Annotated in this window: 14 protein-coding genes and 3 pseudogenes; 9 read left to right on the top strand and 8 right to left on the bottom strand. The window is 57.4% G+C overall.

Going from position 1 to position 20,000, the window contains the following annotated elements:
* The first annotated feature begins 4 nt into the window (after positions 1-4).
* A complete protein-coding gene (locus tag G3A56_RS27065) occupies positions 5-814 on the top strand; it encodes a hypothetical protein (protein ID WP_125271647.1) in 810 nt (269 codons plus the stop codon).
* Here G3A56_RS27065 and G3A56_RS27070 read toward each other — a convergent pair.
* The 5 genes and pseudogenes from G3A56_RS27070 to G3A56_RS27085 all read right to left on the bottom strand — a co-directional run.
* On the bottom strand, positions 811-5,922 hold the full coding sequence (locus G3A56_RS27070) for a DEAD/DEAH box helicase family protein (protein WP_164056962.1): 5,112 nt from the start codon (positions 5,920-5,922) through the stop codon (positions 811-813). The genes G3A56_RS27065 and G3A56_RS27070 overlap by 4 nt on opposite strands.
* Before the next feature lie 92 nt (positions 5,923-6,014).
* Positions 6,015-6,617 carry a DUF1419 domain-containing protein gene (locus tag G3A56_RS27075; RefSeq protein ID WP_164056963.1) on the bottom strand — a complete coding sequence of 201 codons (603 nt, stop codon included), beginning with the start codon at positions 6,615-6,617 and terminating at the stop codon, positions 6,015-6,017.
* A gap of 116 nt (positions 6,618-6,733) precedes the next feature.
* The gene (locus G3A56_RS27080; protein WP_125271645.1) at positions 6,734-7,702 is read right to left on the bottom strand and encodes a DUF3991 and toprim domain-containing protein; all 969 of its coding nucleotides are present in this window, start codon (positions 7,700-7,702) and stop codon (positions 6,734-6,736) included.
* A 189-nt stretch (positions 7,703-7,891) separates the two neighbouring features.
* Entirely contained in the window at positions 7,892-8,068 is a 177-nt protein-coding gene (locus G3A56_RS28505; RefSeq protein ID WP_170311465.1) for a hypothetical protein, read from the bottom strand.
* Between the two features lie 481 nt (positions 8,069-8,549).
* Positions 8,550-9,074: pseudogene (locus G3A56_RS27085) on the bottom strand (amino acid ABC transporter ATP-binding protein); the annotation flags it as partial.
* 38 nt (positions 9,075-9,112) lie between these two features.
* On the opposite strand from G3A56_RS27085, the pseudogene G3A56_RS27090 reads away from it, so the two are divergent.
* Positions 9,113-9,830: pseudogene (locus G3A56_RS27090) on the top strand (IS6 family transposase).
* Positions 9,831-10,119: 289 nt separating this feature from the next.
* Here G3A56_RS27090 and G3A56_RS27095 read toward each other — a convergent pair.
* Positions 10,120-10,977, bottom strand: coding sequence for an alpha/beta fold hydrolase (locus G3A56_RS27095; RefSeq protein WP_125271692.1), 858 nt, complete (start codon positions 10,975-10,977; stop codon positions 10,120-10,122).
* Between the two features lie 434 nt (positions 10,978-11,411).
* On the opposite strand from G3A56_RS27095, the gene G3A56_RS27100 reads away from it, so the two are divergent.
* Positions 11,412-12,317, top strand: a complete 906-nt coding sequence (locus tag G3A56_RS27100; protein WP_125271690.1) for a LysR family transcriptional regulator — start codon at positions 11,412-11,414, stop codon at positions 12,315-12,317.
* 56 nt (positions 12,318-12,373) lie between these two features.
* Here G3A56_RS27100 and G3A56_RS27105 read toward each other — a convergent pair whose 3' ends face one another.
* On the bottom strand, positions 12,374-12,550 hold the full coding sequence (locus tag G3A56_RS27105; RefSeq protein WP_164056964.1) for a hypothetical protein: 177 nt from the start codon (positions 12,548-12,550) through the stop codon (positions 12,374-12,376).
* A 552-nt stretch (positions 12,551-13,102) separates the two neighbouring features.
* Between G3A56_RS27105 and G3A56_RS29170 the strand changes: the two genes are divergently transcribed.
* Positions 13,103-13,759, top strand: a complete 657-nt coding sequence (locus tag G3A56_RS29170) for a TonB-dependent receptor plug domain-containing protein (RefSeq protein WP_246231465.1) — start codon at positions 13,103-13,105, stop codon at positions 13,757-13,759.
* Here the strand turns inward: G3A56_RS29170 and G3A56_RS27115 are convergent.
* Positions 13,650-14,367: pseudogene (locus G3A56_RS27115) on the bottom strand (IS6 family transposase). The gene G3A56_RS29170 and the pseudogene G3A56_RS27115 overlap by 110 nt on opposite strands.
* A 790-nt stretch (positions 14,368-15,157) precedes the next feature.
* Between G3A56_RS27115 and G3A56_RS27120 the strand changes: the two are divergent.
* From G3A56_RS27120 to G3A56_RS27140, 5 genes are all read left to right on the top strand, one after another.
* Positions 15,158-15,799, top strand: coding sequence for an HAD family hydrolase (locus tag G3A56_RS27120; protein ID WP_125271688.1), 642 nt, complete (start codon positions 15,158-15,160; stop codon positions 15,797-15,799).
* Between the two features lie 21 nt (positions 15,800-15,820).
* On the top strand, positions 15,821-16,891 hold the full coding sequence (locus G3A56_RS27125; protein ID WP_125271687.1) for an ABC transporter ATP-binding protein: 1,071 nt from the start codon (positions 15,821-15,823) through the stop codon (positions 16,889-16,891).
* A gap of 40 nt (positions 16,892-16,931) precedes the next feature.
* Positions 16,932-18,170: an extracellular solute-binding protein gene (locus tag G3A56_RS27130; RefSeq protein WP_125271686.1), complete on the top strand. Its 1,239-nt coding sequence runs from the start codon at positions 16,932-16,934 to the stop codon at positions 18,168-18,170.
* A gap of 62 nt (positions 18,171-18,232) precedes the next feature.
* Positions 18,233-19,153, top strand: a complete 921-nt coding sequence (locus tag G3A56_RS27135; RefSeq protein WP_125271685.1) for a carbohydrate ABC transporter permease — start codon at positions 18,233-18,235, stop codon at positions 19,151-19,153.
* A complete protein-coding gene (locus G3A56_RS27140; protein WP_246231466.1) occupies positions 19,150-19,998 on the top strand; it encodes a carbohydrate ABC transporter permease in 849 nt (282 codons plus the stop codon). Before G3A56_RS27135 ends, G3A56_RS27140 begins: the two co-directional genes overlap by 4 nt.
* Positions 19,999-20,000: the final 2 nt, after the last annotated feature.

Genomic DNA, 20,000 nt, shown 5'->3' on the forward strand with positions numbered 1-20,000 from the left:
AAAAATGATTCCAACGTGGAAAACGGCCGAAGCGAAAATGAGCGTTTGCATCAACGGAGCATACGTGCCGTTTAAAAATGCACCGAACTCCATGCCTCGCTTCGTTCGGCCGGCATTGTTTTCCACTGGCGATGAAAATTGGGAGCTGCAGTTCTTCGGATCATCCTTCTTAGGGAAATATCGAGGCTGGCATTTCGGGATCGCGACGGCGCATCAAACCAACTCGGCACATGGTGCGCAGGAAGCATCAAAATATGTTGTCCTCAAGGAAGTCGGCGGCAAAACCCTCGCTATCCCACCGAGCAACCTTCACATCCCATCCGTCGACGAAGAAGGCTATAGCAGTCTCAAGGATCTGATTTTCTTCGATTTCGCGGAGGTGGATGCGCCATACAGAGCTAGCCATCTGGATTTGACGAATATCCTTTGGTCAGATGACACCAGCCCGGCAGATTACTCCTTTCTAATAGGGTACCCAACGAGCTCCGCCATCATTACACTAAACCCAGAAGACTACTCTGCGCTGGAAAGCTTTACCGCGCGTTGGGTGAGACAGGACTTGCAACCCGCGAATCCCGAAGCTTTGGACACAGAGCATCGCAACATCTTCATCAAACACGATCGCTCGACCCGCCTCAGCATCGATCCCGATGGACTGAGCGGGTCACCCGCATTTTCGATTGTCAAGGCAGCCAACAGTGAGCGCTTCATTCGGTTCGAAGGTATCGTCACAAACGCACGCGGCGACCGCTTCGCGGTCTATCCCAGTTTATATATCCGCGACATGCTTGAGCATATCGTCAAGAATTCTTAGCCACCAACGGGGCTATTAAGACTTTCATCAAGGCTGGTATCCCCGCGGGCGGCACTGGCGAGTTCTTCGTCAATCTCGGCCAGTCGACCACGCTTTTCCGCGAGTTCTTCGGCAAATGCAAAGGCTCCTCCGTCTCGCGAACGGTAGGAGGCCAACCGCCGCTCGGCCTCTCCTAAGCGCCGGCGATACTGAAGCCGGTCTCCGTCAAAGCCGTCGAGCCCGTGCTCCAGTCTTGAAATCGCCCCGAGCGGGGTGACGGTGATGGCCAACTCGATCTCGTAGTCGGCGCCAGTGCGCTGGAGGAGGGTCTGATAGCGATAGCCGTCACCCCGGCCGATGCGTTCGCCCTCGTAAACGAGATCGAAGCCACCGATCGTCGCCAAGTGTACCTCGCCCTCTTGTTGGAGCTGAAGCAATGTGAGGATTTCCTTCATTAGCGCTCGGCCGGCTTCCTTGCGTTCAGTATAATCCTGACCGAGCACCGTCATGGTGAACGCATCACCGGCAGTGGGCCGGAGCCGGACGATGTCCTCACCGATTTCGCCGATGCGCCGCGTCGAGACCTCGATCTCGCGCTCGGCATCACGCATCTGCCGACGAACGGCATATTGATCGTCCTCGTGGGCGGCGCGGAGCCGTTCAAGCCGTGCGATATCAGCCTCGAGCCCGGCCTTCTGCATCAGCCGTTCGTCACCCGACGCGATCGCTTTCGCCATCGCGAACTGGTTGGCGGCGCCTTCGCCGACATCTTCCAGCCGGCGGATAGAGGTGTCGCCTGAAAGGGCGGCCGCGATGAACCGGGCTTTGCGCTCATTATTCTGCCACATGGAGGCGTCGAGCGAGCCCTCGGTCGCGTAGGCGAAGATATCGACCTCGTCGTGCTGGTTGCCCTGGCGGACGATCCGGCCCTCGCGTTGTTCTATCTGCGATGGGAGCCACGGCACGTCAAGATGATGGAGGGCTTTCAGCCGAAGCTGCGCGTTGACGCCGGTGCCCATCGTCTCTGACGAGCCGATCAGGAAGCGGACCTTGCCGGCGCGGACATCGCCGAACAGCCTCTGCTTGGCCTCGGTCTTCTTGTAATCCTGCATGAAGGCAATTTCCGATGCCGGCACGCCAAGCCGGATCAGCTCCTCGCGAATGAAGCGATAAGCTGAGAACCCACGCGATTTCTCGACATTGATCGTGCCGAGATCGGAAAAGATCATCTGGGCGGCGCCCGGCAGATCGAAGTCCTTGCCGTCGGGTCGGCTATAGGTGGCTTCGCCGGTCTCCTTCCAGATCCGGTGTGCATTGCGGATCAGCAGATTGAGCTTGTTGTCGTCCTCGTTGCCGGCCGCCGGCATGACGAAGCGCAGGTCGATCGCAGCATGACGGCCATCGGTGATGACGGAGAGCAGAATGTCGTCACCGGGCTTGGCCGGCCCCTCGCGCATTTCGATCGCCTTGATCCTGGTATCCAGCGTCTGCTGGTAGGTCTTGAACAGCGCCGTCGGCTTGGCCGTCAGGATCTGCCGGCGGCCGGTCGACAGGTTCGGCACCTTGACATACTGACGAAGATCATCCGGCATCACCACATCGGCGAAGGACCGAAACATGGCGATCAGCTCGGGCACGTTAACGAAGCTCGCGAAGCGGCTGACCGGCTTGTATTTGCCGGATGGCTGGATTTCGAGTTCGGTCGTCGTGTCGCCGAAGCAGGATGCCCAGGCATCGAACTCATGCAGGCCCCGTTCATGGAGCGCTTCGTGGCCGAGCAGGCGCTGGATCGAGAACATCTCGCCAAGGGTATTTGTTACAGGCGTGCCTGACGCCAGCACCAAAGCCCGTCCGGGGTTCTTCGTCTCGATGTAGCGGGACTTTACAAAGAGATCCCAGGCGCGCTGCGATCCATTCGGATCGATGCCCTTCAGCGTCGACATGTTGGTGGCGCAGGAGAGCTTGCGGAATTCCTGCGCCTCGTCGACGACGATCTGATCCACACCGATTTCGGAGATGGTCAGAAGATCGTCCTTGCGGGTGGCGAGCCCTTCGAGCCGCTCCTGCAAGCCTTCCTTCAGCCGCTCGAGGCGCTTGCGCGAGACGCGGTCTTCACTGTCGACCTTGGTCAGCAGATCCTCGTAGAGCTGCAGCTCGTCCTGGATCATCTGCTGTTCGAAGGCTGACGGCACGGCGATGAAGCGGAACGCCGAATGGGTGATGATGATCGCATCCCAAGTGGCGGTCGCCGCCCGCGACAGGAACCGGGCGCGCTTGTCCTTCGTGAAGTTGGTCTCATCCGCCACGAGGATGCGGGCATTTGGATAGAGCGCCAGGAACTCACGCGCAGCCTGGGCCAGGCAATGGCCGGGCACGACCAGCATCGCCTTGGCGATCAGGCCAAGCCGGCGTTGCTCCATGATCGCGGCCGCCATCGTCATCGTCTTGCCCGCGCCGACGGCATGGGCGAGATAGGTGGAGCCATCGGCGATGATCCGCCAGATACCGCGCTTCTGATGCCCATAAAGAACGAAGGCGCCAGAGGCGCCTGGAAGTTTCAGATGGGAACCGTCGAATTTTCGCGGCGCGATGTTGTTGAAGCGGTCATTATAATCGCGGGCGAGCCGATCGGTGCGATCGGGATCGGTCCAGACCCAGTCCTGAAACGCCTGCTTGATCCGCTGCAGCTTGTCGCGCGCGGCCTCGGTATCGACGACATTCAGAACTCGCCGCTCGCCGTCGACATCCTTGAACACGTCGAAGATCTGCGGGACACGGCTATTCAGCGCATCGGCGAGGAGCTCGCCGCCATGCCGACGGCTGGTGCCCCATTCGGACGTGCCGGCTGCGGAATAGCCGAGCTGGCGCGCTTCCACAGTCCAGGAGCCGAGTTCCGCCATGTGGTGGATGCGGATCTCGGCATCCATCCTCTCCTTCACGAAGGCGACAACGTCAGCCGCCGGGATCCATGGGGCGCCGAGACGGGCAGTAATATCCGATGGCCGAAGGTCGGCCGGCTGGACATCGGTCAGGGCGCGGACATTCCGCTCGTAGACCGGATCGCGCTCTGCCGCCGCCTGCGCGGCAATGAGCTTGGTGCGAACCGAGCCGGAGAGATAGGCGTCCGAGGTCTGCCAGGTGCCGCTGGCCGGATCCTGGAACACCTCGTCGCCGAGCGCATCGATGACGGCAGCGACGTCAAGATGCAGCAGTTCGGCGATATGATCGAGATCGACATGACCACGCTCGTTGAGGACGACCGCCAGCGCATCGGCCGCATTGGTGATGACGGGCGACATCGGCGGAGCGATTACACGGGAGCTGAATATTGGACCCGGCTTCGCCGTATCGGTCTCCAGATCATAGTCCTCGATCGAGGCCACCAGCCAGCAATCGGGATCGTCGCGGAAAGGTGCAAGGTTCGGCTGGCGATGGGTTTCCTTGACCTCACCGGTCTCCGGGTCCTCCTGGACCGAGACTGTGGTGTGGTTGATAGGGCCGAAATCTCGGACGAATGCCGACCAGGCAAGGCGCAAACGCACCTGAAGATCGCGCCAAGGCCGATCTGTCTCCTGCGCCTTCAACATCTCGCGGACGGCATCGCGGATCGGGATCAACTTCGAGATAATCCGGATATGCTTTTCCGGGATGCCATCGCCGGAGCGGCCCTTGCGCACGGCGATAGGAACGGCCGAACCGTCCAGCAGCTGCATCAGGCCTTTGGCTCGGTCGATGAAGAAGCTCCCCTCGCGGACCGGGCTGTCTTTCGGTCGGAGATCGACGATCTCGGCGAGTTCGTCCTCCAGATCAATGTCGATCGGGGTCGGCTCGCCGTCATAGAGGCCGTCCGGGAGAAGATCGATGGCCGCGGTGAGCGCTGTCTCAAGATCGGCGCCGCCATTGCCACGGCATGTGTAGGTCTCGCCGAATGGCCCGGAGGTGAGGGCATGGGTGCCGAGCACGAAATCCGGATGGCGCGCAAACCAACGGTTCACCCGAATAGCTCCCTCATCGTCGGTGGCCGACTGCACCTCATCCACATCGAGCCAGGTCTGGTCGCCTTCGGACTCACCAATCTTGCGCTTGCGGAAAAAGAGAATGTCGACGACGACATCCGTGCCGGCGTCACGACGAAAGCTGCCTTCGGGCAACCGGATCGCCGCGATCAAGTCGGCGGATTTGGCGATATGCACACGGGCGGTCGTGTCGGCCTTGTCCATCGTACCGTGCGAGGTGACGAAGGCGGCCAGCGCCCCCGGCTTCAACAGGTCGAGCGAGCGGGCGATGAAATAGTCATGCAGCCGCAGGCCGAGCGACCTATATGCCCGGTCGGAACGAACCGTGCGATCGGAAAAGGGCGGGTTGCCGATGGCGAGATCGTAGATCGGCGCCAGGTCCGTGCGGGCAAGATCGCCTTCGATGATCCGAGACCGCGGCTGCAGCAGGCGGACGATGCGCGCCGTTACCGGGTCGAGCTCGATCCCGGTGACATAGGCGGTCTCCCGATAGTCTTGAGGCATAAGGGCAGGGAACAGGCCCGTGCCAATGCCCGGCTCGAGCACCCGGCCGCCGCGCCAACCGAGTCGCTGGATCCCGGACCAAATCGCCCGGATGATGAATTCCGGCGTGAAATGCGCATATTGGGTGCAGCGCGCGAGCGAGGCATAGTCTGCTTCCGACACCGCGGTCTCGAGCGAAGAACCAAGCGCGTCCCATCCTTCGCGGAAGTCGATCTCGCCCGGTCGGCGGAACATGCCATTGGCAAGTTCCGAAGCTCCGAAACCGGTGAAGCGGATCAGCTGCGCCTGTTCCTTCGGCGTCGCCGGCCGTTCCTGCTTGGCGATGCCGTCGGCGACCAAGATCGCAGCGACATTGGCGCGAGCACGATCCTTCCAGCTGATTCCGAGACCGCGTTCCTCCGTCAGCACGTAGTTCTGGCGCTGGTCAGTTACGCGCTTCGGCGCTGAAGCCGCCGGCAGTGCCGGGGCAGGGGTCGGCGGCGTGGGATCGGGATCGTCATCATTGGCTGCGACGGAATCGAAACCGCCAAACGCGGTGACGCCGAGACCGAGGCCGGACGACAGGGCCGAGTTGCCAAACATGTCGAGGGTGAACGGATCATTGCTCATCAGAAGTGCTCCTTTTCGGGCGCGCGCCATCGACCACCCGTCGGGGCGGGCAGTTCGAGAAGGCTGGGAAAGATCGACGGAGTGGATGGCCTTTAGGCCGCGATGCCGGGCAAATGTCGCATGTGAACGGGCAGCTTTGCTGCGATCTCGGTATCAGTGAGATCGTCCAGCGGCTTCAGGATTGACCCGTTCGTGCCACTCCACAGCATGACCGTGCGCTGACCCCTCATGGCCGACGGAAAGCGATCGCCGGCATAGCCGCGATAGGCGTCCGCGGTGCTGCTCCAGATATGCTCGAGCCGCTCCTCGCGGTTCATGGCCCGGACAGGCTGCGTCTCGCGCTCGAAGATCGCCGCCCGCATCGTCTCGACCGAACTCGTATCGGAGAGATCGCAATAGCCGTGGAAGTATCTGGTCTTCCCGTCGATCCGGAGTGCGTAAAAGACGCTGGTCACCGAGCCAGTCAGAAACTCACGCATCGCGAAGATCGGGCCACGCATCCACAAGGGCGGCAGGATATTGAGCATGTAGTCGTACAGATACCCGTCGATCTCGAACCATTCGCCGCTGTACAGCGGTCCAGCATCGGTCTGCCACCGATCGGGGCGCTGGTTGTGACGATCGAAAAGACGGAACATTTGGCCGCGCGTTGCGACGCCTTCGAAGATCTTGCGGATCGGGGCAGAGGTGTTCATAGCTGGCTCCTTCAGGTGTTCGGGACCCGGCGATGGCCACTCCATCACCTTCTTTCAGTCCCTCAAGACACCTTCCGGAACGCCGGCTTGCCCGTCGGCCGGGTCAAGGGCCGGCTTTAGCCGGGCGCAGCCTTCCTTGATGCGGTCGATGGCGATGCGGCACGCCTCTTTCTATTCTCATTCTCCGATCCTTCTCTTCTTCTCTCTTTCAGGACCTCGTTCCAATCCTCCAGCGGCGGCCGCAGGCGAACCGATCGGCGGTCATGCTGTGCGGCCAAGGCCTGCAGGCGCTCAGCGAAGGCATCGCCCTGGTGGTTGGCATCGGTTGCACAGACGATTAGGGTGTCCGAACGGCCGAGAAGCTCGACCAGGGCCGCCTCGGTCCTTGGCGACCAGCCGCCACCGGTACTGAGATAGAGGCTGCCACCCTGCAGGTCTTCGATCGCAGCGAGGCTCATCGCATCAATTGCGGCCTCGGTCACGCAAAGACGAAGAGCATCCGCTTCACCCAACCGAAAGAGGATCTTGTTGCCGCCTGTCGAAAATCCGCGCCAGTCGGGCCCGCGTTCCTCCCAGCCAACGACCGCACCGGAATTATCCCGGTGTGCCGCCCACATGCTGCCATACGGCCCCTCCCGCAGGCTGCCCTGACTGATGGCGGCGCGCATGATCGAAGCCGGGATCGCCCTCGTCGAGCAAAGATAACGCCAGGCTCCGGAACCCGTGCCTGGGATGCGGCGCGCCTTCCAACGGGTAGTCAGGTCGACGGGCTCGGCGTTGGTCGGGGTCTTTTTCCAGACCACAGGCGCCACCTGATAGCCGATCAATTCGCCAGCGCTATCGACGGCGTCTGGAAATGACAGATGCTCGAGCAGGGCGACGAGGGTGAACACGTCACCCTTGTCCTCGCTCAGCGGATCGAACCACCCGCGGCCGTCACGCGTAACGATGACGATCTCCGATCCTCTGCGGAACTTCACCGCCCGCCGTGTGCTTTCCTTGATATCGAGTGCGAAGCCAGCCCGTTCGAGGACGGCGGCGCAGCTGACGGCCTCGCGGATCCTCTCGATTTCTTCTCTCTTCATAATTTTCCCGATCGCCTGCGATCGCTCCTCAATTTATCTCCCCGCAAACCGGCGGGACATTTCCCGGCCGCCGCGAAGAGCAGAGGGGGCAAGGGCGCGGGGATCAAGGTGCAAATTTGCACTGCCCGCGGCGAAGCTTCCCTTGCCGCCGACAGGTCGCCAGCGGCATCCGGAACGGCAATTGCCGGCTCAATGAGCCGGCCAGGGATTGAACTCGTGCACGATGTCGAGGTCGTCGCCCGCGTCGATCTCGTCGGAGGGCAGGACGCCGTATTCGCCGTCGATTTCGAAGACGGTGACCGGGACCATGAGGTCGCGGCAAAGCTGGAAGGCGTGGGAGTGTGCCAGGGCAAGATCGTGAGACATGTGAAAGGCTCCATTTGGGAGCGGGCCAATTCCCGCTCGATGGCTCCTCAAAAGGCACGGGGACGGGCGCGATCACCGCGATGGCGCAGCCCTGAGCGGCCGCAGCTTGCTAGCGGACCCCTTGCGGGTTGATCGTGGAAGATCCGGACCTGGGCCAGGACGCCATCGATGGAGAGCGGGATTGGACCGCTTCCGAGTGCTGCCGCCCGACCGCAGCGATTTTGCTCGGACCTTCAGCCGGTGATGCCAGGTATGGTGGTACGAGAGAAGCACGGAATGCCGGTCAGAATGTTTCCGGAGAAGACATTCGCGCATCATTCCGGGAAATCACCAAGCCGAGGACGATCCGGCTTGGCTTCACAAACGCAGCATCCGGTATCTTCCGACACGGACCCTCTTGTTCGGGCGACATCAGAGAAACATAAATGCCAGCTCGCGGCGCCTGACCTTGAAAGAAGCCATCGCGAACTGGATCACTACCTTAGTGCTTGAGGACGCGGGCGAGGAACGAGCGCGCGCGATCATTCTGCGGACTGTCAAAGAACACATCCGGCTTGGCGATTTCCAGGATCGAACCCTGATCGATATAGACGACCCGATCCGCAACCTCGCGCGCGAAGCCCATCTCATGGGTCACGATCATCATGGTCATGCCTTCGGCTGCCAGTTCCCGCATGACGTCGAGAACTTCGCCAACCATTTCCGGATCAAGCGCGCTGGTCGGCTCGTCGAAAAGCATCAGATGCGGTTCCATAGCGAGAGACCGGGCAATGGCCACTCGCTGCTGCTGGCCTCCGGACAGCTGACCAGGAAATTTGTGCGCATGATCAAGCAGGCCTACCCGGCCGAGCAGCTTGATAGCAGCGGCTTCCGCCTCGACCTTCGACTTCTTGCGCACACGCATCGGTGCGATCGTAATGTTTTCCAGGACAGTCTTGTGGGGAAACAGGTTGAACTGCTGGAAAACCATTCCTACACCCTTGCGGATTTCTGCCAACTCGCTCTCGGGCGTTGTCACGTTGTTCGTGGCTTAACGGTTGACGGATAACCGGACGTGATGAGCACGCCGACCATCAGCTACAAGAACCACCGTTTCCCACCGCATATCATCGCCCATGCCGTCTGGCTGTATTTCCGGTTCCCGTTAAGCCTGCGGCTGGTGGAAGAAATGCTGCTGGAGCGCGGCATCGTCGTGTCCTACGAAACGATCCGGCGCTGGGGCCGGAAATTCGGTGCGGCCTACGCAAAGCGACTGCGCAGAAAGACGCCGTCGCGAGAGGATATCTGGCATCTGGACGAAGTGGTCGTAACGATCGGCGGGCGAAAGCATTGGCTTTGGCGAGCCGTCGACCAGGACGGATATGTTCTCGACGAGATCGTGCAGACCCGTCGAGACACCAAGGCTGCCAAGCGATTGCTGATCAGGCTGCTGAAGAAGCAAGCCCTCGCGCCAAAGAGGATTGTCACCGATAAACTGCGTTCATACGGGGCGGCAAAGCGAGATGTGATGCCGGCCATTGAACATAGATCACACAAGGGCCTTAGCAACCGTGCGGAAAATTCCCATCTGCCGCTGCGAAAACGAGAACGAGTGATGCAGGGCTTCCGATCCGTCGGCAGTCTGCAACAATTTGTCCCCGTGTTTTCAGCGGTTAGAAATCATTTCGTCCCGTCGCATCAAAAACACTCCGCCCTCGCCACCCACATTCATCGGATCCGCGCCATGGCGCACTGGAAGGCCGTGACCGGCGCAACTGCCTGAGTTTAACTGAAAGTGCTTCGTCCGGCCTCAGTCGAACAACGTGACAACGCCGCGAACCCTTATCGGAAACGCGGGAGGCGTAAGGGTCTTCATCGACAGTTCGCAGTACGAACGCGACAGCATGGTAGAGACGAGGGGTGCGTCCGCTGACAGCAGGCTCAATACCCCGGAGCGAAGTGCCGCCAGCGAGAATAGATTTGCAAACTCTCGACTCCCGCGGCGAAAAAAAGCTGCGGTTCTCACAGTTCATCGGCCTCACATTCCACTATTGAGCGACACGTGTGCCTGTCTATAGATATCGACCGAGAAAACTGCGGATGATCTGGGCTATCTCGCTCGCGTGGGTTTCGAGCGCGAAATGGCCGGTGTCGAGCAGATGCACATGTGCATTTGGAAGGTCGCGTTTGTAGGCTTCAGCTCCGGCTGGAATGAAGGCTGGATCGTGACGACCCCAGACCGCGAGGAATGGCGGTTGGCTCGTGCGGAAATACTCTTGAAATTCAGGATACCGCTCTAGATTTGTCCGATAATCCAAAACGAGATCGAGTTGGATTTCCGCAGCACCCGGCCGCGCCATTAACGCGATATCGAGCATGTAACCATCAGGGCCGAGTCGTTGAGGATCGGCACCCGTACGATACTGCCAGTTCTCGATCACATCCGGCGACAGCGTTTCACGGCACGCCTCTCGTGTCTGCGGCGTGGGGTCACGCCAGTAGTTCTGCCAAGCGTCCCACTGGTCAGAGAAGCCATCGAGATAAGCATTGCCGTTTTGGCTGATGATCGCCGTTACCCGCTCCGGATGTGCCGCCGCAAGCCGATAACCAACCGGCGCACCGTAGTCAAAAACGTAAAGTGCATATTGATCAAGCGACAGGGCCTGCGTAAAGTCGTCGATGACTTTTGCCAGATTGTCAAACGTATATTCGAAACGTCCGCGCTCTGGAGCCTGCGTGTATCCAAATCCCGGCAAGTCTGGCGCTATCACACGAAATTTTTCGGCGAGAAGCGGGATGAGGTCCCGGAACATGTGGCTCGACGTCGGAAAACCGTGAAGCAGAAGCAGAACCGGAGCATTTCTTGCGCCGGCCTCCCGATAGAACACCTTCACTTCACCGACCTGCTGTGTTTTATAACTTACTGTCATGAGATTCTCCTGATTGGCAAGATGTCTGCGCCAGTTGCTCGCGCAGTTAGCATTCTCAGCTTCCAGCTCTGCAAGCCGCTTCCGGATCGGGCGTAAGCCATCTTCAAGTTGCTCCTGCGTGTAGCGGGGCATGATGTGCTGAGGGCAATTCCAGTCAAAGTTTTGCAATCGAAGCCGCACGACACGCTCAGCCCGACCCATCGTTCCCTCAAGAACCGATGCCGTGGAAATTTTCGCACATGGATGCGACACCAAGTTGCTGTTGCACCTCACGACCCGCAGGCGTTACCGCTATATCCAGAAATCCATAAGTATTACTGTCTCCCAACGCCTAACGTTTGGCATGGCACCGTCACAGCTAAACATAATCCTTCGTACAGCGATGCATAATTAGCGGATTTCGGATAACATCTGATCGAAAAGTGAGGAGATCCATGGATCGTCTGGAGGCAATGTCGTTATTGATCGACACGCTGGATGAGGGCAGCTTTTCGGCTGCCGCGAAAAAGCGCGGCGTGCCGGTGGCAACACTCACCCGAAAGATTGGACAACTCGAACAGCACTTGGGTGCCGCCCTTCTGGTTCGATCGACCCGTAAGTTGTCGCTGACTGACGCCGGACAGCGATACCTCGCAGGCGCACGCCAAATCATAACGCAAGTGGCGGAAGTGGAGCGAGAGGCAGCAGGTGAATTCCGCGAGCCGACCGGACGGCTGGTTGTTAGCGCACCGAGAATGTTTGGTCGCCTCCACGTATTGCCAATCGTCAAGGACTTCCTGACCCTTCACGAGGGGATTTCTGTCGATCTGCAACTCAACGACGGCAATGTCAATCTTGCGGCGGGTGCCGCGGACATCGCGGTACGGATCGGGGCGTTAGCTGACACTAGCCTGATTGGTACTCGGCTGGGCAGCATGCGGACGGTGGTCGTTGCCAGTCCAGCACTTCTTGATCGTCACAGAGAAGTTCAACACCCAGATGATCTGAAATTTCTACCCTCCATAAAGCTCACATTACCAACGCCAGCCGACGCCCCAGAGCCACAGAAAACCAAAATCTACTGGCCTGAAGGGCAAATCCGGTTGCTCGTCCCAAGCACGGAAGCGGCGATCGATGCGGCTGAGGCAGAGTTGGGATTTGTCCGGCTCCTGCACTATCAAGCGGCAGAAGCACTTGTTGCCGGCCGGTTGCGTCTGCTGCTAGCATCATTCGAAGGAGAGCCTGCCCCGGTTCACATTCTACATGCGGCTCTACCACAATTGCCTCAAAAAACCCGACGCTTCCTGGATTTCGCAAGCAGCAGACTGCGTGCAACTCTGATTGCTGTTGGAAAGGCCTGACTAAACCTTCCCCGTAAATCGTTGGGACGAGTCAATTTGTTGCGCTGTGTGGGGTTCTACGCAGAATTGAGCCAGTCATAGAATGAACCCGCCAATTCGTTGAGTCGACCTTCACTATGAAAACACGCCAGCCGCTCATTCTCACCGCCCGGATCACCGAACAGGATCTCTAGCCGTTCGACTGCCTCAAGCAAGCGCATTTTCCTCATGATCGGAATTTTCTTTGCGGCCATCTGACTATGTTTCATCGCCTTTCAGGCGAATATTGCGGGTAGATTGTAAACATACTCGAGGATGGGGTGGCGTCTACGCGGAGCTTGTGTGACTCCACGCGGACTTGAGGTCTGCATTCATACATTGGCTGGGTGGTCAGGACATGCAGACGTGGCGGCCGCCACTATCGTCCAGAACAAGCTTGCACGCAACTCGGCCAACGTCTTGTATGAACAACTGGCAAGCGCATTCGAACCGCGGTCGTCGAAGGTATGGATTGATGGGAATATCTCGTCGAACCGTGGACGGATAAATAAAGTTGACCATTTAATTCATCTTTGAACTTGATTCTTTTTGTCATATTAATTAGCACGCCGCCGGGACCTTCGTAATTTTCTAAAGGGGCGGGTATGCGACACGTTCGTACAATGGGCCGAAAGGCCGTTTTCTCACGTCATTTTCAAGCCATTACGGCATCAGTTGCAGCCATCGGAATGCTCACGGGCACGTCAGCAATGGCACAGGACGCAGATAGCGCAACACACTCATACGAAACTAGCAGCGAAACCACAGTGCTGGAAAAGATCGTTGTGATGTCGACGCGTAAAACAAAGCGTGTTCTCGACGTACCGCAATCAATTTCGGTTATCACACGCGAAGAACTGGACGACCACAATGTGCGCGATATTCAGGATCTTGTACGCCATGAACCAGGAGTGAGTGTCGGTCGCAGCACGTCACTGACCAATCCATGGGGCCAACTTAACGGCTTCACAATCCGCGGCATGAGCGGTAACCGCGTCCAGCTTACCGTAGATGGCTCTCGCGTGCAGGAACAGATCACCGATGGAAGCCGCGACTTCTTCGACATGGACAATTTCCGGGCGGTGGAAATCGTCAAGGGACCAAATTCCGTCTTATGGGGAGCTGACGCTGTCGGAGGCTCTGTTATGTTCCAGACGCTCGACCCCTCGGATCTCTTGACGGACAAGAGCAAACCATGGGCTCTTCGCGTAAAGACAGGCTATGACAGTTTCGACAAAAGCTGGAAAAAGCAGGTTATCGGCGGGCGTTGTCACGTTGTTCGACTGAGGCCGGACGAAGCACTTTCAGTTAAACTCAGGCAGTTGCGCCGGTCACGGCCTTCCAGTGCGCCATGGCGCGGATCCGATGAATGTGGGTGGCGAGGGCGGAGTGTTTTTGATGCGACGGGACGAAATGATTTCTAACCGCTGAAAACACGGGGACAAATTGTTGCAGACTGCCGACGGATCGGAAGCCCTGCATCACTCGTTCTCGTTTTCGCAGCAGCAGATGGGAATTTTCCGCACGGTTGTTAAGGCCCTTGTGTGATCTATGTTCAATGGCCGGCATCACATCTCGCTTTGCCGCCCCGTATGAACGCAGTTTATCGGTGACAATCCTCTTTGGCGCGAGGCCTTGCTTCTTCAGCAGCCTGATCAGCAATCGCTTGGCAGCCTTGGTGTCTCGACGGGTCTGCACGATCTCGTCGAGAACATATCCGTCCTGGTCGACGGCTCGCCAAAGCCAATGCTTTCGCCCGCCGATCGTCACGACCACTTCGTCCAGATGCCAGATATCCTCTCGCGACGGCGTCTTTCTGCGCAGTCGCTTTGCGTAGGCCGCACCGAATTTCCGGCCCCAGCGCCGGATCGTTTCGTAGGACACGACAATGCCGCGCTCCAGCAGCATTTCTTCCACCAGCCGCAGGCTTAACGGGAACCGGAAATACAGCCAGACGGCATGGGCGATGATATGCGGTGGGAAACGGTGGTTCTTGTAGCTGATGGTCGGCGTGCTCATCACGTCCGGTTATCCGTCAACCGTTAAGCCACGAACAACGTGACAACGCCACTTCTTGGCCTATCGAGAAGCGATGTTAGGATATGCGAACAGGTCTTACCGTGATCCAACATCGGGAACAGAGAGATACTCAAATTTGCACGGCGTGGGCAACACTCGATTTGCGATGTTGGGGCCTTCGCTCCCGCTGCCTGAAATCGTGCACTTTCCTTTCGAGCCAATTCGAGAATGAAGCGAAACAAAGTTATTTGTTGTTACATTTGCTGAGTTTCGACCCGTAATAGGAATACATTTCTAAATGAGTTCCCCCTTTGTCTGCAGCGTAAAAATAAACTCTATCTCCAGAGTTTGAAGACGTGTCGGTAGGCATCGTCGAAAGTCGAGCGTGTTTTTGATGTGGTACATGCATATCTGGTCGCGACCGAATCTACCTCAGCTGTGAAGTATCAGCGGACAACTGTCTTTGAGACTGGCCTGAGAAGGATACTAACGTTCGCTTCGTTGATCAGATCTACCATTCCAAATAGCAAGATATGCGGCGAAGAAAGATGCCTCTTCGTCCAGCTCACGCATTGGATGTCACAATCTTTCGAGTTGGTTCAAATCCAGATAGACCGAGTGAGTTGCCCATTTAGTGGCCGATGTCACCGGAAAAGAAGTGTCAAGTTGAAAATCGGGTCGTAATCATTTATTCTTACTTATAGAGAATTTTGGAATTGATAATTCCGTTTTGATTTGTCAGAGTGTGTGTCTACGGAAGGATGCGAGAGGTCCTTCTCAACGCGGCTTGAGGAGAGCAGTGGATGATTGGGCAAACGCGACACAACGACGATCAGCTTTTCGTCCTTGATGTGGGAGGGGTGTTCATTTCGCTGGATATCGGCAAAAGGCGTGCTGCGCTTGAAGCCGGTGGCCTCTGGCAGGCGAATGCCATTCCCGACGCCTTCCTTCTTGAAGCCAACATGCAGTTCCGTCTCGGGCGCATCAGCGAAGAGGATTATCTTCATAGCGTTAAACCTATCTACGGCCTTAGTACCGAGCAGGTCATACAGGCGGAAACGGCATTGCTGGCCGATGTCTTGGAAGAAATGGCAAGTTTTGTACGCAGCCTTAAATCCGCTTACCGTATCGTCTGTCTTTCCAATACCCATGCGCTTCATTGGAAGCATATTTACGAACATATGCTAGGTCCGGACTTCTTCGATACCTGTTACCTCTCACACGAGATGGGTATGGAGAAGCCCGAGGAAGACATCTACCGAGCGGTCCAGCAACACGAGAAGGTGCCACCAGAGCGGATCATCTTTGTCGACGATACGCTGGAAAACATTCAAACTGCACGCCGATTGGGGTGGAACAGCATCCACCACATCAGCGCCGCAGACACGATTGCAACCATTGAAAAAGCGCTGATGCGGAAACCAACTGCACGCCAGCGATCTTAGATTACAGACGGAGTTAAAGATTTGGCTCGATTGTCATTGCGCGGCATCAAGAAGCGTTTCAAAGCTATCGAGGTTCTCCATGGCGTAGACCTTGATGTGAACGACCGCGAACTCATCGTCTTCGTCGGCCCGTCTGGCTGCGGAAAGTCGACATTGTTACGCCTGATCGCGGGCCTTGATCCGATCAGCGATGGCGAATTTCTGCTGAACGGCCAGCGGATGAACGAGTTGGCACCATCCCGTCGCGGCATCGCTATGGTGTTCCAGTCCTATGCGCTCTACCCTCATATGAATGTCTATGAAAATATGGCCTTCGGTGCGCGTCTCATGGGTCTTGGCAAAGCCGAGGTGGAAGCACGAATTCAGGAAGCCACACACATGCTACGGCTAGAGGCTCTTCTGGAGCGTAAGCCACGGGAACTTTCGGGCGGACAGCGTCAGCGCGTGGCAATTGGTCGAGCGCTTGTGCGAAAGCCGCAGCTTTTGCTTCTCGACGAGCCGCTCTCCAACCTCGATGCGGCACTGCGCTCAGAGGTACGGCTGGAGATTGCGCGTCTTCACCGGGAAATCGGCGGCACGACGATCTATGTAACTCACGATCAGGTTGAAGCTATGACGCTCGCAGACAGGATCGTGGTTATGAACGGTGGGCGGATCGAGCAGTTTGGTTCGCCGCGCGAGCTTTATGAGACACCCGCCAATACTTTCGTTGCAAACTTCATCGGCTCGCCGCGCATGGCCATGCTGAGCGTCGAGCGCGAAGGAGACCGATTGGTCGCGCCAGGCGTTGGTGAGATCAACCTCTCGCGGCTTCCTTCCGCGCGTGATCGCGAACTGCTTTTGGGTGTTCGTCCCGACGGCATGAACATCTCGTCTGATCTGCACGGCGACGGCTTCTCCGCCGAGGTCGTCTACACCGAATATCTTGGAGACAGCGCTTATGTTTATGTGCGGATGGGAGATGCCGCGCCGGTCTCCATTCGCTGCACGCCTGACACCCAGTTTGTATCGGGCACCCCGGTCAGAGTGAGCGTCGCGCCGGACCGGCTTCACTTCTTCAGCCGTGAAACCTCTGAGCGACTTGCCGTCTAAGTGGTCGAACCATAGTCAATAAAAAAGGAGAGAGGAACATATGAAAAAACTTATTTTGGGAGCGGCTATCGCCTGCTCATCCCTAATGTCTGCAACCGCGACGTTTGCGACCGAGCTGACATTTTGGACTTGGCGCCAAGAAGATAAAGCCGAATATGAAAAATTCTTCGACGATTTCACCAAGGCTAACCCTGACATTACCATCAGGTTTGAGGCTTTCGAGGCGACGAGCTACAATACAGTGCTTTCCACTGCGCTTGCTGGCGGCAAGGGTCCGGATTTGATGATGACCCGCACCTATGGCGGCATTGAGAGTCTTGCGGGAGCCGGCTACCTGATGCCGCTTGATGACAAGAAGGTGCCTGCCATCAAGGGTTTCTCAGAACCCGCTCTTGCCTCCAGCACCATGCGCTCAGACAAGACGCTCTATGCTGTTCCCGCAGCCAGCCAGACCATGCTGGTGATCTACAATACGGAGATATTCCAGAAGAACGGCATCTCCGAGCCGAGGAGCTGGGACGAATTGATAGCCGCTTGCGAAACGCTGAAGGCAGCCGGCATCATGCCTTTTGCCAACGGAACTGCAACTGGATGGCAGAATGAAACAATCGTTTCGGCTTTGACCTCGTCCATCATGGGAAAAGCCTTCTATGCAGACCTGATGGCAGGCAAGACGGACTTCAACGACAAACGCTATATTGAGGCGCTGACGAAGCTCAAGGAAATCTCCAAGTACTTCCCGGAAGGTTTCGTTGGTCTTGATTACGCCTCTGCTCAACAACTCTTTACCTCTGAGATGGCAGGCATGTTTGCAGGCGGTTCTTTCGAGCTTGCCAATTTTGTCAAGCAGAACCCGGCACTAAAGATGGGCGTGTTTGCCGCTCCTGGTCTGAAGGCAGAAGACGAGAAGCTTGTCGGCTTGTTCTTCGATTCCGGTTTTGGCGCCAATGCCAAGCCGAAGGATGAAGCTGCGGCGCTGAAATTCGTGAACTATGCGGCCAGCAAGGAATTCGCACAGCCGTTCGCCAACCGCTTGAGCAACGTGTCCGCAGTTCCTGGGGTTACCTTTGACAGCGAGCTTTTGGCCAAAGTGGCGGAACTCAACACGAACTCCATCGCCTATATGACACTAGTGAACTTCCGTTACGGAGAGCCGACCGGCTCCACGCTCATTCAGGCGGGCGTCTCCAAGCTGCTGAATGGTCAGGCGACACCAGCCGATGTCGGCAAGTCGATGACCGACGGCCTTGCCGCCTGGTACGCACCGTTCAAGAAGTAATGTTGCAGTGGGCCGTCGAGCTATAGGCGGCCCACCTATTTAATCCCGCGAGGATCGTCTCGATGATTTCAAGCCAGTTAACTGGTCGAAGATTATGGATTGCAGCGCTTCTCGTGCCGCCCATCGCCTTTATGTGCCTGTTTCTCGTATACCCTATCATGTCGGCCTTTGCATATGCCTTTTACGAGTGGCGCGGGCTGGCGCGAGGCGAATTCGTCTGGTTGGCCAATTTCCAACGGGTGCTGTTTGAATATCCCTTCTCAGAGCGCACCATCAACGCATTCAAGCACAATATATTCGTTTTCTTCGCACTTATGGTTCTGCAAAATGGCCTTGGTTTCATTCTCGCCTATTGCCTCTGGCGCGAACTTTGGGGCGCGCGTTTTCACCGTATCGCCGTCTTTCTTCCGGTCGTATTGTCTACCGTCATTGTGGGCCTGCTGTGGAAGCTTTTCTACCACCCGCTTTTCGGTGTGGTGAACGCTACGCTTCGTGCAGTGGGCCTTGAGTCGTTGGCGCAACCGTGGCTCGGGCAGGATTCCACTGCACTCACCGCTATTGTCGTCGCCAATGCGTGGCACATGGTGGGTTTCCCTACGCTGGTTTTTCTCGCTGGGATGCAGCGCATCCCCTCGGAAATTCTAGATGCAGTGCGCATGGAGACTGAGAGCGAATGGGTCAAAATGAGCAAAATTGTCTGGCCGCTGGTTGCTCCTTCGGCAACGGTTGTCTTCACACTTCTCTTCGTCGGCGCGTTCAACTGGTTTGAGATGCCCTTCATTATGGCAGGCGTCGATGGTTCGCCACATGGCGCAACGGATGTTCTGGGCCTATATTTCTACCGCACCGCGTTCGGCAGCATGTCGGCGTCGGCGGAAAACTTCGGCCCCGGTAGTGCGCTGGCTGTGCTGATTTTCCTCTTCATCGCGGTGGTTTCCAGCTTTATAACTATCAAGCTGCGCAAGCGGGAGATTCAGCTGTGAAAAATGCTTCCGATAGCAGCACATTCCGGACCTTCGGCTGGGATGGTCTCATCCAGATCCTGTTGATTGGCAACAGCATTGTTATGCTGGCGCCGATCGCGATCATGGTATTTTCCGCCTTCAAGACGAATGCGCAGATTTTTCAGTCCCCCTTTTCTATTCCAGACTTCACCAATGTGAACAGCATCTTGAGAGTGTGGAACGAAACGGACTTCATGCTCTACATGGGAAACTCGCTGATCGTCACGAGCGCGTCGATCGCCCTGATCCTCATTCTCGGAACCATGGCGGCATATGCCATAGCGCGGTACGAATTTCGCGGATCTGGCCTCATACTGCTCTTCTTCCTCGCGGGGCTGACCCTCCCTTTGAAGCTCGCCATCATTCCGCTCTTCATCCAGATGCGAGATTTTGGTTTGATCGATTCGCGGCTGTCGCTGATCTTCATCTATGTGGCAACCGGCCTGCCGACCACCGTCTTCATTATGACTGGCTTCATTCGCAGTTTGCCGAATGAACTTGAGGACGCCGCTCGAATGGATGGTGCGAATGAAGCTCGGATCATGTGGTCGATCATGTTGCCGCTGGTCCGGCCAGCCATGGTGATCGCTGCCATCCAGAATGTAGTGCCGATCTGGAACGACTTCTTCTTCCCGCTGATCTTCATCCAGAACAACAATCTGAAGACCCTACCACAGGGGCTTACCACCTTCATGGGTGAATTCGGGACCGACTGGGGCGTTCTCTTCTCAGGACTTACACTATCGGCGCTCCCTATCATCGTCCTCTATATCGCTCTTTCACGGCAGTTCATCAACGGCATGACGGCAGGCGCTATCAAATAGCG

This window comes from Rhizobium oryzihabitans, assembly GCF_010669145.1.
In the GTDB taxonomy this organism is placed as follows: Bacteria; Pseudomonadota; Alphaproteobacteria; order Rhizobiales; family Rhizobiaceae; genus Agrobacterium; species Agrobacterium oryzihabitans.